This window comes from Chitinophaga parva (assembly GCF_003071345.1).
GTDB lineage: Bacteria > Bacteroidota > Bacteroidia > Chitinophagales > Chitinophagaceae > Chitinophaga > Chitinophaga parva.
The window spans coordinates 18,497-33,411 of record NZ_QCYK01000005.1; the positions used below are offsets into that span (position 1 = coordinate 18,497).

Here is a 14,915-nt window from a genome sequence, read left to right on the forward strand (position 1 = left end):
GTTAGAATATAGTGTCATATCTATTAAATATAGCTTAAAATGTGATTACATATCTTATAAAGAGAATTTTACACAAAATCTTAGCGCCCTTTTCCTTCTCCCGTAGCCCTACGTCCAAAACACCACCAGTATAGTAGTGGTATAAAAAACAGGCTTACAAAAGTGCCAAAAAACATACCTCCTATGATTGTTAATGAAAGTGGGCGCTGAAGTGTATTCCCTATATCGCTTCCGAATAAGAACGGCAGGACTGACAGGCAAGTCGTCATACTGGTCATTAGGATAGCATGAAGCCTCTTCTTCCCTCCTTCATGAATGGCATCCAGAATCTCGTAATCGTGTTCACGCCGGAGTACATTGATAGTGTCAATTTTTAAAATAGAATCATTAAGGATTATTCCGCATATAACTATAAGTCCGATTAAGGACATTACATTCAAAGATGCACCAGTTATAAAGAGTACGACAAAAGTGCCACTCATACTTATAGGAAGCTCGCAGAGTACGATTAGCGGTTGAGCGAAGGACCCAAACTGTGCTGCCAGAATAAAATATAGAAGTACCACGGATAACCCGAAAATACTAGCAATGTTCCTTGTTAATGCTTTTTGCTCAAACAGCGCACCGGTAAAGGTCAGCTTAAGAAATGGAAAATTTGACAAAGCAGACTTTAGCTTCTTCATTGCCTGTTCCGGGGCGACATCGTTTAGTCCTACCTTAACATACCTGCCGTCCTTCCCACCGTTGATTAACTTATAGCTGACCCTATCTCTAATAGAGGCGATTCGGCCTAGAGGAAAGAGCTTACCGTTTGTATTGCCTACGTAAGTGCCTGAAAATATATGATCCAATGCAAGAGGTTCATTCCCTATAAACACTGGAATAAACTCGTTTCCATCCTTTATGGAAAAAAGGTTGGCACGCGAAGTAAGTGCCTCCAGTTTATGATATACGGCATCCATCGGAATGCTATATAGCGATAACAACTCCGGATCGACGACAATTTCCTTATTAATAGAAAGGGGAAACACAAGTTTATTTTCTTTCCCAATTACATGTTGACACATATTCAAGATAGAATCCATCCTCCTAGGTGCCGGAAATGCAAATTGTCCCTTTACTCCAATATGCATTTCCAATAAATTCTGAGAACCGCTAAAAACCTGTTCAAATATTGTCGGCGGAGGGGCAATATTGAATATTGCCTCAGGATACTTCCGATTTAACTCCTTCATAAGCGTCTTTGCTAAAAACTCATTAAGCGATGGATTAATATTAATAAAATAAAGCTCGCAGGCGGCTGCTCCAAGACCTTTCTCATTTGCCCACACATACTGCTGACGTGCAACATAAGATTCAATGCTACCCACATGAGAAAGGTAAGGCTGTATCAACTGACAAACCCTTCTCTCATTTTCTTCAGCATCAATATTTTCATTCCATTCAATCTGTACCAGTAGGTCATTTCTCTTTAAAGCAGGCAGTCGCTCACTTTTTAGAGCTCGAAGCGATAACCCGCCCGCAACCATCAATAGCAGCACAAATGATACGATCCATTTTTGATGAGCAAACGCCCAGTGCACACCCCGACTGTACCACCTGGTCATAATACTCTCTTCTTTTATCTGTTGATCAGTCAATTTTCCTTTCAGGATACTGTTACTAAAAAGGAGTAATAACGTAGGCAATAATATAAGCGCAATAATCAACGATGAACTTACTCCAGCCGCTATAGCAATAGCCTCATCATAAAATAATGAGCCGGCAATCCCACCCATGGCAATGAGGGGTAAGAAGACAGACAGTGTAGCTAGCGCAGAAGCAATGACAGGCTTTATTACGTCCATGGTCCCAAGCAAACAAGCATCTTTAAAATGTATGCCTGCAATATTCCTTTGCACAATACTGTCTATTACAATTATTGCATTGTCAATCATTAGCCCGAGTCCCAATACAAGGCCTGATAAGGAAATAATGTTTATGGAAAGGCCTACTAAGTAAAAAATTAACAGACTGATAATGAGTGCCATCGGAATAGTAACACCGATGAGAATAGGTATTCGCCAATTTTTTATGAATAAGAAAAGTATTATATAAGCAAGGGCGCCACCTACGATGAGGTCTTGCCTGAGATTAGCAATAGAAGCATCCAGCAACGCAGTTTGATCGCGCGTAACATTAAACTCGATCTGTGGATACTCCCTTCTGAACTGCTCCGTCATTAGGCGAACATCCTCCTTAAGTTCGTTTATCTTAGTCTTTCCTTGCTGAATCAACGCGATATTTATACCCCTCTTTCCACCTATTAAGTAGCTACCGGTATTAGGTTGCGTCATCATTGATACCTTTGCAATATCAGACAATTTATAAACCTTATCTTTCCAATTAAACTGAATGTTTCCGATATCTTCGGCGGTATAAATGTCCTTACCCGAAAACTGAAGGCTGTACTGATATATCCCGTCTTTAACAGCAATGCTGCCTAATTCAATTCGCCCGCGCGTTAAGATATTACCGAAATCCAATTGGGTCAGGCCTATCGCAACCATTGCGGCAGTGTCAGGACGTATTAGTAGTTGCGGCGAAATAGTTCCAGTCACATCTGCCATGGCGATATAAGGGGACTGTTCCAGCCGTCTCTTTATTACAGACTCAACTAATTGGCTTAATCTTATACTAAGGGCTTCATTGCTGTTCTCCACGCTCGACCTGAAGCGGATGTTCATATAAAGTACCGGTATATCAGTAAGGCTTGCCTTAGTTACATGAGGTCGCTCTATATCCGATGGCAATCGGTTCATAACCTGATCTATCTTTTCATTGGCTTCAATGAAAGCGTAATGCATACTCGTACCATGTCTGAACTTCATGTAAATTACCGCATCGCCATCGGTAACCTGACTTTCGATTGACTCCAAACCGGCCAGTTGTCCAAGTTCAGTTCTTACAGGATTTGTAATAACTGACTCCATATCTTCTGCTCCAAGAGAGTTGTAATGAAGGTGAACAGAAATTTCAGGTATCTCGACATTGGGTAACGGAGATATCGGAATGGTAAATATAGCTCCAATACCCAGCAATATAAGCGAGATAAAGATAGAGAGAACTGATATGGGGCTTGAAAATATAACTTTCATAGTTGACCATTGAGAGAAGAGATATGTTTTCCCGGCTTTGATCCACCCACGCATTTACCTTTCTTGGATAAGGTTAAGGGAAGAATAAAAAAATGAAAAAAAAGCGCACAAAAGACGATGGGCAGCAGGCTTAAAGATAGTGCCGACCCCCAAATTTCACTATTAATGAACAGCGGTGCGATGCTGAAGACAATGAAAGCGAAGGAATAAGATATAAATAAATCACCGGAACAGGAGGCGAATAACATTTCTGTTGCATCCGGCATGGGAGCCTCAGACGCTTGCATAGTTCTGGCAACTGTTATCCATCGAAATATCGGCGGTGATATGAATACATTGCAAAGGAGAAATGAAGCAATTGCTTCCTTCGGGAAATACAAACCAAACGTTGAAAACAGCATAAATATCCCTACGAATGAAATTAAAATACCCACAGGAACCAACAGCGACATGCTCACATCATTTGTAATAATACATGAAGTAATAAAAGATAAAAGCAATGACAAAGCGATTGCCATAATTGTATTGCTACTTTCCCGATATTGCTTCCCTCGGTCTTCATCTAATAGTTTAAACCCAAATGGAAGCTCGGCGGAAGCAAAAGACTTTATGTCTTCAAAAGTTGCGTCGCCGAGGTTTTCTTCGCCGACAAAAGAATAGCGGATCACCAATTTATATTCTTGGTTTTCCCTATAAATGGAAGGCGGAAGGAAAGTCGTGTCAATGTATCCGATGTCCGTTAGCCGTAAAAAGTTGCTGGAATCTCTTTTCCATGGGTCCTCAGTTAAATGCCAAAGATTTACCGGTGCATCTCTTTTTTCCGCAAGAAACACAGGCACCAGACGGCCACTATCTGCCGTGGATGATATGGCAGCAGGAGCAGCGCCTCTAATCCATCCAAATCCATCAATGTTACTATAATCTATCTTTTCAACAGCCAGCAACCATGGATCAAATACAAACTTAAATTCCCGACTGGAATGTTGCATGAAAGATTGCCCGTTTGTAACCAATACGTCCCTGGCCCTGGAATAGCGGGATATGAACTTTTGTATGGTGTCGCCAATTGCATATAGTTGCCGATAATTGTAACCTGATATAGCTAATTGATAACGTAACGCTGTCTGTTGAGGAATATTACTAAATCCGTAGCCCATACCTGTGATAGAAAACGTAGCGAGATCTATTAGTGTGGCCTTTTCCTCCAATTTTGATTTTAGATAAAATGGAAATCCTCCGGCCTCATAAGTCGGCTTAAAATAAATTCTAAATTCCGCGTCTCCGGATTGCTGGATATCACAAGTAAAAGATGACAACTGATCGAAGCTCTTCAGATATGCCTCAAATTCCGTGGCTACATTCTCCAAGACTCCAATCTGAACGTTTGCCGGGATGGTAATATCCATGTCAATTTCGGTCTTATCTCTTGCCTGTACGTATGAAATGTTGGGCCTGTTTATAAATTTACTGATTGCGCCACCCAGCACTCTTTCAAGAAACGGCCTTATATTATAATTAAAATAGGGGGTAGAGATGTGATCATTGTAAAGTCTTGACAAATTGCTGACGGTTGGAATTTTCACAGGCAATAGAAATATCGGTACTCCCCACATCAGAATGATTACAACCATCAATAGTTTTCGACACGAATAAGCTCTTTCAAACCCATAAGCATACACTTTTTTTACTTTATCTAACCACGGTTTCCGAGAACATCCAACTGATGACGATACCGAAAGCACTTCCGAGATGGCCGGCAGGAAAAATTGTATGACTATAAGATTTACAAATAAAATAACGCTGACTACAGAAAAAAAATCGAACAAGGTCCTACCTAAAAAAAAGGCGGGAAAAGGCAGAGATATTCCTATAATGTGAGGGGCCAATATCAGAAGGCGATCAGTAGGTTTACCGCTTACAATTCTCCGTATCTTCAAAATGATCATGGACAGCGAGAAAACGCTGGCTATGATTGTAGCCATAAGCACCGTTGGACCTAATGCCTTATCCATGACCAGCATTAAAATGCATGAGATTGAGATAGTTGCGATATAAGATAATAACATTGCTACTATCCCAATAAGCGATGTTCTTGATACGTAACCAATCAACACTCCTATACATAAAAGGGACAGAATATACAACAACAATGGGTACTGGTCCGCCACTGGATCATTGCCGTTGTCGTTGTATGGAACCAGAATATAGCCAGATGGCAGTTTCTTTGACAGTGAAATTATTGCTTTATGCAAAGACTCCTTCCCGTTATCATATATACTACTATAAGCTGGCCGAATGAAGACTTTGATCGCCGGATAGCCATTGACATGAAAATAGGAGCTTCGCGGCCCATAACCTATGTTGATGGATGCGAGATCCCCCAATGTAATCAAATGCCCATTAGAATTTTGAATGGGAATTTCCTCCCACTGGCTACGGGGAAACTCCCTTTGTTTTAACATCAAATATGCAAAATGATGATCCTGTACGTCCGAATTTATATAAGATTGCCCCAGCTGGTAACATTGGAGATACGTTCTTACCGCCTCACTAATTTCCGAAGGCAGCAAATGGAGGTCTGCTAAGCGTTTTTGGTTATAATAGATATACGTCCCCCATTCCGGGGAGGCATCGACACTAGCACTTTTAACACTTTCATTATCAGAAAGAAGTCTCTCAAGTGTATTTTTATAGAACAGGAACGGATCCTGATCTTCGTGGGTACTATACAAGGCATAACACTCGCTTTCTGTCGTCAAATCGACATCTTTGGAGGCGTAGTGGGCGACAGGGAACGATGCACCAGGAGGCAGACTCCGATATATTTGACGCAACAGCGTCGCCAATTCTATCCGAAGTTCAGCATTATTGCTGCCTTTTTCGAATGTAACAACGATGGTACTGCTGCCACTTGACGATACGGTATTGACCCTCTCCACCCCCGGCAATGTTGATATAACTGCTTCTATTTTTGAAGAGATGGACTGTTCTATTTGCTCGGGATAAGCATTGCTCCAATTGCAATTGATAGTAACCTGGTCATCTTCTATCAGTCCAAACTGAGGTAAGCGTAAAAAGGAATATATACCAATTGCGCTAAGCAGAAAAGTAAAGATAACAATAGAAAACGCGGAGTTTTTCATAGCAACGAACTAATCGACGGTTATATTAGTACCGTTTGTAAGAAGTTCAGGATTAGAGACAATGACAGATTGACCTGCTGTCAATCCCGTGTACACAACCACGTACTTCTCATTTTCCGGACCGGTTTCAATCTCAGTCCACCTTGCTTTTCCGCCGCTAGAAAGAAATACTATCTTCTTTCCTTGTTTATCAACAATCGCCTCCTTCGGTATAGTTATACTTTGAGAAACTGTACCGAAGACCGTTATTTTTACATTCATTCCGCTCATTAGCGTTTTCCGAGAACTAGGCACACTTGCCGCTACGGATATCATACCATCCTTGTCTATAAGGGGGTTGATGGAATTTACGATACCGTTCGAGCGATCACCACTACCTCCGTAGGATGTCACATCAATGTTGCTTCCTAGCTTCACGACGTCAATATCGGATTCCAATACAGAGAACTTCACAATCATCTGCTGATTATCAATTATTTTACAGAATAGAGAAAATGATTCGGAATATTCTCCCACCCTCGCCTCAAGGTTTGCGATTATACCGTTATTAGGCGCAGTTATCGTTGATTGCTGTAGAGCATATAGTACTTCCTCCAGATCCATCGAAGCGGTACTGTAGTCGCTTCTTATTTTTGCCATTTTCATAATTTCCTTTGGTATGGTGGCGCTATCGGACAACTTATATCCGTAATCTATCAATTTATCGGCCAACAGTATGGTAGCGCGCTCAAGTACCCTGTTGGCTTTATTCAACTTACGCAACAGCTCAGTCTTATCGAGTTCGGCAATGACCTGCCCTCTAGAAACATACTCTCCATTTTTAACGGGTATGCTTACTATCCGATCATTGTACGGGAATTTGATATCCAAAGCTTCCAACGACTCGATTTTCCCATTGGTAACAATCTGCCTTCTGAAAGGGCCGACATTGGTTTTATACACCTTCACATGCGTGGTCAGAAAATCCCTATCTGCGTTTTGATTTACAACGCCATCATTCTCCGATGAGCGGTCGTTTTCCTTACATCCTAATAGAATTATCGTTAGAAACAGCGGAAGTAAAATCGTTATCAAGCGGACAGACATAGCCGTGTTTTGTTGGGTTGGTATTATTCTTGTCTAGGTTCGGTCGTCAACTTCAGATATCGATTCGTCAAGTCGTTATTGTTTTTATCCGGAATAAAGAACCTACTTGTCCTGAGTGTCTGGTCTAGCATGAAGTAACAGGGTATCAGATGTGGAACTGTTGTAAAGGGGAAGTTCTCTTTGTTGACAGCGATAAATCTAAATGGGATTTTGAAACGATCCAGATATAATTTGGCCTGTATGTCATTGTCAAAAGAAGTTGCCACAATAAGAATTGCATATGGATTGACATTCCCAAGGTCATTTAAGTTACTCATCTCGTTCTCGATGCAGGCGGAGCAGGCATTCCGGTCAAACTGGAATACCAACAATTGCCCTTTCTGAGACACGATTTTTCCGATATCCAATGCTTTCCCGGAGGAAGTTGAAAGTTCGTGCCTAATTATTACACCTTCGTTCTTGAATTGCTCAATGGCATTTATTCGGAGCGATCTGATTACAACGGAATCATTATAGCTTTTGCGGTTTTGTTGAGTCAAAACACCTTGTTCGGAAGCTCCAGAAGAGGCATTCACAGGTATAAACAGCAAGAAAACATTACCAAAAATAGACGCCAGGAGCAGCAGTAGGAGGATTCTTTTCTTCACTTTCAGAACGAATTTAATTTGCAACGAACAATAATCTCGTTATCGATATCTCTTAGTTTATTAGCGAGTGCGACAAGATGCTCTCCTGTTGACGGCGCGATTCTAAGCTCAGATACTCTTTTGGCTAGCTGTTTGACCTGAAATGGCTTGATAGTTCCTATCATTGCATTCTGGTCACTTCCAAAAAAAGTAAAATTTACCCCAAAGATGTCATTTACTATCTTGCCTGAAATCACCTTTTGAGACTGTTTTGAGTACAGTCCAGTGTATTGTTGGCTATTGTACATATATGAAAAATGGACCCAGTTCGCCGTTTCGAAGAAATTGGACACCATGTAAGCACCTTCCGGATTTTTCTTTAAATATTCAACCACTTCTTGTCCGTTATGCTCCCCAAAGACGAAGCTGCTTTTCTTTTCACGAAAATCAATGTGGTAAGCCGGTAGCAACTTACCGTTATTAAATATGCTGTAAATTGTATCGCCAAGGGGAATGGTATAATACGTGGTATGGGCGAAGTGAGAAAACGGATGATTGATATACACCCTCATGGACCCGTTGGGATAAACTCGCTCATCAAAGGGAAAGTAACGTTTAGTGAAGTTTAATTTAGCATTATCTTTACCTCTGCTTTCAACAAGATACAGGTTAGTACAGTCATGCAAAATCATCCCCTCCTCGTTGACGTAGTTAATGAGTTTATTTGTGTTAAGTAATAAATCTTCCTTATTATTTATTACAGAAAAATCTTGAAAAATATGATCCAGACTGCGTTTAGCTAGGAAGTGGCCCGACATGTCGAAACAAAGGATTTCTTTGGCTTTCCCATTGTACACATATAGGGTACTGTCGTAGGTATCTATACCATCTATAGAACTAATATTTAGAGAATCCTTTTCTCCAGCAGATATGGAAAAAAGATACCTCCCAGCCTTATCGTAAGCTAATACAGAAGAAGATAGTTTATCAAAAACAACATACTGTTGATCCGTGACCTTCAGATCAGTTATTTCCCCAAAAAGAGTTTTATCATTGCGTGTATCCAATTTTATGAAATCGAAACCACTTATTAGTGAAGACAAGAGAATGCTATCATTTATTTTATCCGCTTGTATCGTCCTCATGTCCGGATTATCTGAAATAGTTTCGTATTGAAATCCACTCACAGGTTGTATTTTTTTAGCCTTTTGCCTGCAGCAGCTCAGGGACAACAAAATCGCAACTAAATACATTTTGTTCATTTCCAAAATTTATCATCATTTTTAAAAAGGGCTGGCTAAAAAGATCTCCTTTTTCCGTAAGCAATGAGAGCAATATCTCATTTAAACGATTCCTAAAGCTATCTTCAATCCTTTTAGCCAGCCCCGGCTGTACCTAGTGTGAGCAGCAGCTGTTGGGGTAACATTTTGCCTGTGCGCCGTCCACGAAGTCATTCCAGCAACAAGCATAATAACCCGTGTTTGCGGTAACACCAACCTCTACGCCTCCAGAGCCAGCGACAGTTATGGACTTATAGTTACACTGAGAGGCACCACAGCCTCCGGCATCGCAGCCATGACTTGGGCAACCAGTACTCGCGCCTGAAAGGCATTGCATATAGTAGGCGTTTACTACAGTGCACACAAGCCCTGAGGCGCAGCTAGTGGGACCTAACCAGTCAGCACCGCCGCATTGTTCGTAAAGTTGTGCATCCTGAGCCTTAGAAGGACTAAAACTCAATGTCATTAATAGCAAGCTTACCAACAGGAAAGCGCTCCTTGCAATTGTCTTTTTCATAAATGAAAATTTGAGATTAAAAAAAAGGCATGAATGAGAAATATATCAACAAAGTCCGACACTCGGCAACAACATAAGTAGCAGGATATCAGAAGCACCTACAGAGGCGGCAAGCCATTGAGGAGCTCCTGCGGCTAGTGCGATAACGTTAATAGTCATTATCAACGCTCCAAAATAGCACTGTAATCAAGAAAGAAATGTGTTTCGTCGCCGCCAGAAGTTAACTTCAACAATTGAAACCGGAACCTAAGTTTAGATAATGTCCCCTTCTAATGTCAGGATTAGCATGGGATGATCTTTGGAGTCCAAGTGAACATAAATCTCCTTGGAAAAATGCCCCATCCCTTCTGCATGAAAAACACCTCTTATACTTCCGGTGTCCTCTACTGCAACCGGTGTCCGTGTCCAATCTAACTTAATACAGCTACAAGGGTGTTCTGCATCATTAACCTTAACAGTACTGGCTCCAAGATTCTGGAAAGGGAAAGTAAACTCAAGGTCGCGGCCCGCTTTTACATTCTGTACGACTATTGTATTCTTGAAATAGAGGCCTACCCCATCCTGAAAAGGGTCTTTTGCGAATGCCGTTTCTGGAGCTCCGATACTCTTCATTAGTGGGCCGTAAAGGGAATAGTCCGCAGCGGAATAATAACTGGCGAGCCCTTCCAAATCTCGGTCTGCATCTTTATCAAGCCCCATTTTACTAGCCATTTTAAAGGCTAAGTAATAATTATACAGATATCCCTTTATCTGAATGGAACGATTCGCTAGCGCATATGCACTATCCATAGGTTTGTTTTCATTCAATGCCTCCTGCATAAGAAGGTAGGCATTCAGCGAGTAGTACACCATTCTTTTATACTCCTCTATTGTTGCATTAATACGGTAGAACTCCATGAATTTTTTAGGATCGAATGAAATTCTTTCAGTATGTGAGGCATCAAATACAGGAGAATTAGGATATCCAAACGTGATAAGCGAACCATCTGCATTAAAAAAATAAGGGCATGGAATACCTCGGCATTTCAGGATTTGCGCAATATCTCTCGTAGCGGGGTCATTAGTGTATGCTTTATAGCAGAGGTAATCCCTGTTTAACGCCGAACGGCTAGACTCCTCGGCGTCCAGCTTCGCAGAAAAGGCTTTGCATCGCCTACAGGAGGTGTCGGCCACAAGGATGAACACTTTCTTTCCTTGCTTACGGGCCTTCAAGAATACATCAGTCAAACTGCCTTCCATATAGTGAACCTTCTTTGATCCACAGGACATCAAAAGCAGTAGCGTTAGGGAAAAATACAAGGAATGAAAGAGTAGTTTCATGGCTAGGTAATATTGGTTTGGGCTTTTCAAAATTAGATTTCCTAGCCATACTTCATAATTTTCGAATGCTACTTTTAGCCAAATGGGGGCCTGAAAAAGAATTCAGCCCTTTTTACAAAGAATTTTCGATTTATGCGCTATTAACAATGGCATGTAATCAACAAAGCGACCTGTAAAGAAGAAAATGCAAAAAATCTTAGCGTTTTCACTTACCTTTTTTTTCAATTTATTTTTTAGTTCATATATTTTATTTCAAGAAGTATTTTTATCTTGATGTAAGATTTATATCGTTTGAAGCCCGGTTTCACCCAAAACGAACTTGTTTAATGCTTCTTCAACTTAATCTTCCCGTAGGCTTCCAATCAAATCGTCAATTGGATGATAAAAGATTAGCCGGGTAGTTTAATAGTTGATCTATTACCCTTTTACATAAACCCACTTTCACGATGACTTTTTCAAAGATACTAGTACCCCATCAACACAAAATCTTTGTCATTGAGTACAACTCCATAATGTTTTTAAAATCTGACAACTGTTATACCCACATCTATTTGGATGACGGAAGGAACTTTACAGTAACTAAATCACTATCGACATTAGAGCGGCATATAAAAGACAAACAATTTATTCGCATCAGCCAATCATTTCTGGTGAACAGAAACTTCATCAGCTGCATTGACCGGAAATTGAAAATAATATCAGTTGCCAACCAGCATTCTATTCCATATACGATTTCAGTGAAACAGCTCTCTAGCCTCATAATTGACGAAGGAATCGAAGTCGTTGAAGATCTAAATTCTTAATTTTTCGTGTACCGTTATTTAATTTATCTGTTCAATCCCTTGACCAATATGCACTACTGCTCAAAATGGCTGGCTAGCATTATGTACCTGATGCTATCTTTCGTATCCCCACTATTTTCACAGTCAAGAATAAATATGCATCTTGAGGAAGCCATTCAACAAGCCACAAGTAAATCTCTTGATTACAATAAAGCTCATTATATCGTCCAATCTGCATACTGGAATTTTAAATCATATCAGGCTGGCTTTTTACCCAAGCTAAATCTCAGTGGTGCGTTGCCTAACTATTATAGAACAATTACAATGATCACGTTACCGGATGGGAAATATGAATTTGTAGGACAAAATGTCGCCAGCTCTCAGTTAGGTATAAATTTGACGCAGCAACTGGGCCTTACAGGTGGGCAAATATCCCTATCCTCATCTTTGCAACGAATCGATAATTTTGGCGCATACAGCAGTAAAGCATATACGTCCGCCCCCTTTTCATTTAGCTATTATCAAAACAATCTGTTCTACAACGAATATAAATGGCAGAGGCGCATCCAGCCAGTAACATATCAGGAAGCAAAACATCAGTACCAGGAGGATATCGAATCAATTTCCTGCACAACCGTTGACAGGTATTTCGAGCTATTACAAGCGGTATTACAATTGAGGCTTGATCAAGAGAACCTTGCCAATAATGATACATTGTTAAAGATCACTAAAAGCAGATACGATATTGGGACAATGCAATTAAACGATGTACTGCAGGCAAAATTGAGTTTATTAAATGCACAACGATCCTATACAAATTCCCAATTGACACTTGATGACGTGGAACGGCGTTTTGCACGTTATTTAAATATGGATAGAAATATTTACATTATCCCTACTCCCCCTGATAGTATCGCTTTCTTTAAAGTTGACATCAGGCAGGCACTGGAGAAAGCAGCAATAAATCGTGGATATAATTATGCATTTCGACGACGGGAACTAGAAGCAAAGCAAACTGTAGTCAGGATGAAAGCTCAACGCTCGCCGGCGATTAATGTGAATGCGAACGTTGGGCTCACCCAAACTGGAAGTGCTATTAAGTACGCTTACACAGATCCACTGAGGAACCAATCTTTAAGCATTGGTTTAAGCATTCCAATATTGGACTGGGGCGTCAATGCATCAAATATTAAAATGGCTGAAGCAAATCTTTCGCTGGAGTTGAATAATATAGAACAGGAAAGGACTGCAAACGAGGAGGACATCGTTTACGAAGTTGCGCAATGGGAGAAACAGCAGGAACAAATGATACTGGCAAGCGAGGCAAGATCTATCGCGGAGCAACGTTATCAATTATCAAAAGATAAATACGCATTAGGTAGCATCACCTACACCGAATACAACAATGCTCAACAGGAAAAAGATCGTGCGGAGATTGACTATTTGGGCAATCTTCATGTTTATTGGTCACTTTACTACACTATTAGAAAACTTACACTATTCGATTTTTTACATTTAAAAAACATCGTGGCGCAACAATAACCCCCCTGCGCTTAAGTTCACCACAATCATGGGCTTAAATTGAAAAGCGAAATTCAGGAGAAAAGAAGGGAAGGAAAAGGGTTTTGATGAAAGTCCAAAGCAATATCAGGGAGAGGGCTTGCTGACCATATTCGAATACCGTTAATCGCCGGAGCCTTCAAATTGAGCTGCAAAAATCTGCCCTTCATAGGTACCTTCCCTATTGGGAAAGATCATCCGTAGTACCGTCCTGCCACCTTCCTTGGCTTCAATGAATTCCACTGAGAGGTCCCCCTCAATAACACCGGTGTATTTAACGCCTGTCCGGAAACTTTTTCCTTCCCTGATAAACGTAACCGCGTCACTAAAAATGCCATGGGCAATCTTCGTATCGAGCGGAAAGCACATCTGCAGGTCCGGGTGATTAAAAGATTCTTCCAGCCCATGTGTGTGGAAGTTGATATGATTGGGAAACATCTCGTCATTAGGAACAAAATGGACATACCATCCGTATTCTCGTAATATTTCCTGTTGCCAGTTTTCCTGTTTCGTAAGGGCGTCATCAAAAAACGGGATACTCATACCACGTTATGTATTATATGCCAAAGATAGCAAGGCTTGTTAGGAACGCACGTAATTAATATTTCATCTATCTTAGCGATGGGTTAACAAACAATGAAATACTCCGGCCGCCTTGTCAAGGGCGGCTTTTTTGTATCCAGAAAGCAGATTATGAAGCCGGTAGTTTATTCAGCTGCAAGGTCGCGCTATTTGTTACTCTCAAAGCGACCAAAGTGGCGTTAGCGCTTACTTTCACCGCATGTATCTTTTGTAGAGGGCTGAAGGATAATTTATTACCTATCATAAAAGTAGTAGTAAAAGAGCATGCTACCGTCAATTTTGAGCAACGGGCAATATTTCCCGGAGTAAAAAATGTGCTATGAAATCAATATTATGGCTGTGGCCCGGGCTGCTGGTGTTCAGTATCGCCTTTGCCGTTATGCTTTCCTGTCAAAAAACAGATCAGAAAAGGGACGCTCAGAAAGAGCAGATTACACAAAGCCTCGCAATAGCAATGCCGGCCCCTCCTTCAGGGCACGGATGGGTGCCAGAAGGCTCAAAGATTGAAAGAGCTGGCAATGTGCTGGCGATTGCCGTTTTTACTATCGGTTTGGCGGGCTATCCAAAGGCTTCCAAAAGATAGGCTTTGGCCAGCTCCCTAGTGTCTATCTGAAAGCTTCCCTCAGTTAGTAACATTCAAAACTAAATCTTTCCATTCAAATCTTTGGTCCTTGAGGAACGTCTTCAGGGCTACGCCCTTCCGACGTTCCTCAAGGAAGGCCACTGGCGGCCGGTACCCGAGGGCGCTATGAGGACGCTCGTTGTTATAGACCCACATCCATGCATACGCCATTGTTTGCGCATCCTTGAGCCGGGTAAAACAATATGCATCCAACACCTCTGTCCTGAAGCTGCGGTTGAAGCGCTCCATATAGCCGTTTT

11 protein-coding genes are annotated in these 14,915 nt (G+C 41.1%); 3 read left to right on the forward strand and 8 right to left on the reverse strand.

Features of this window, described 5'->3' with window-relative positions; genetic code table 11:
• Positions 1 to 80: 80 nt before the first annotated feature.
• The 6 genes from DCC81_RS25190 to DCC81_RS25220 form a co-directional block, all read right to left on the reverse strand.
• Complete coding sequence (locus DCC81_RS25190) at positions 81 to 3,137, reverse strand: efflux RND transporter permease subunit (RefSeq protein ID WP_165806739.1); 3,057 nt, start codon at positions 3,135 to 3,137, stop codon at positions 81 to 83.
• Positions 3,134 to 6,280: an efflux RND transporter permease subunit gene (locus tag DCC81_RS25195; protein ID WP_108689542.1), complete on the reverse strand. Its 3,147-nt coding sequence runs from the start codon at positions 6,278 to 6,280 to the stop codon at positions 3,134 to 3,136. Before DCC81_RS25195 ends, DCC81_RS25190 begins: the two co-directional genes overlap by 4 nt.
• A 9-nt stretch (positions 6,281 to 6,289) precedes the next feature.
• Positions 6,290 to 7,366: an efflux RND transporter periplasmic adaptor subunit gene (locus tag DCC81_RS25200; protein WP_108689543.1), complete on the reverse strand. Its 1,077-nt coding sequence runs from the start codon at positions 7,364 to 7,366 to the stop codon at positions 6,290 to 6,292.
• 23 nt (positions 7,367 to 7,389) lie between these two features.
• The gene (locus DCC81_RS25205) at positions 7,390 to 8,013 is read right to left on the reverse strand and encodes a hypothetical protein (RefSeq protein ID WP_133177809.1); all 624 of its coding nucleotides are present in this window, start codon (positions 8,011 to 8,013) and stop codon (positions 7,390 to 7,392) included.
• A gap of 2 nt (positions 8,014 to 8,015) precedes the next feature.
• Positions 8,016 to 9,254, reverse strand: a complete 1,239-nt coding sequence (locus DCC81_RS25210; protein ID WP_108689545.1) for a 6-bladed beta-propeller — start codon at positions 9,252 to 9,254, stop codon at positions 8,016 to 8,018.
• A gap of 787 nt (positions 9,255 to 10,041) precedes the next feature.
• Positions 10,042 to 11,109, reverse strand: a complete 1,068-nt coding sequence (locus tag DCC81_RS25220) for a DUF1573 domain-containing protein (RefSeq protein WP_108689547.1) — start codon at positions 11,107 to 11,109, stop codon at positions 10,042 to 10,044.
• Positions 11,110 to 11,555: 446 nt separating this feature from the next.
• Between DCC81_RS25220 and DCC81_RS26115 the strand changes: the two genes are divergently transcribed.
• Complete coding sequence (locus DCC81_RS26115) at positions 11,556 to 11,912, forward strand: LytR/AlgR family response regulator transcription factor (RefSeq protein ID WP_108689548.1); 357 nt, start codon at positions 11,556 to 11,558, stop codon at positions 11,910 to 11,912.
• A gap of 135 nt (positions 11,913 to 12,047) precedes the next feature.
• Complete coding sequence (locus DCC81_RS25230) at positions 12,048 to 13,433, forward strand: TolC family protein (RefSeq protein ID WP_165806740.1); 1,386 nt, start codon at positions 12,048 to 12,050, stop codon at positions 13,431 to 13,433.
• Between the two features lie 141 nt (positions 13,434 to 13,574).
• Here the strand turns inward: DCC81_RS25230 and DCC81_RS25235 are convergent, their stop codons facing one another.
• Positions 13,575 to 13,994, reverse strand: coding sequence for a DUF4262 domain-containing protein (locus DCC81_RS25235; protein ID WP_108689550.1), 420 nt, complete (start codon positions 13,992 to 13,994; stop codon positions 13,575 to 13,577).
• Positions 13,995 to 14,352: 358 nt separating this feature from the next.
• On the opposite strand from DCC81_RS25235, the gene DCC81_RS25240 reads away from it, so the two are divergent.
• Positions 14,353 to 14,616, forward strand: coding sequence for a hypothetical protein (locus DCC81_RS25240; RefSeq protein ID WP_108689551.1), 264 nt, complete (start codon positions 14,353 to 14,355; stop codon positions 14,614 to 14,616).
• A 39-nt stretch (positions 14,617 to 14,655) separates the two neighbouring features.
• Here the strand turns inward: DCC81_RS25240 and DCC81_RS25245 are convergent.
• Positions 14,656 to 14,915 (reverse strand): integrase core domain-containing protein (locus DCC81_RS25245; protein WP_133177810.1); only part of this gene is annotated, 260 nt, incomplete at its 5' end.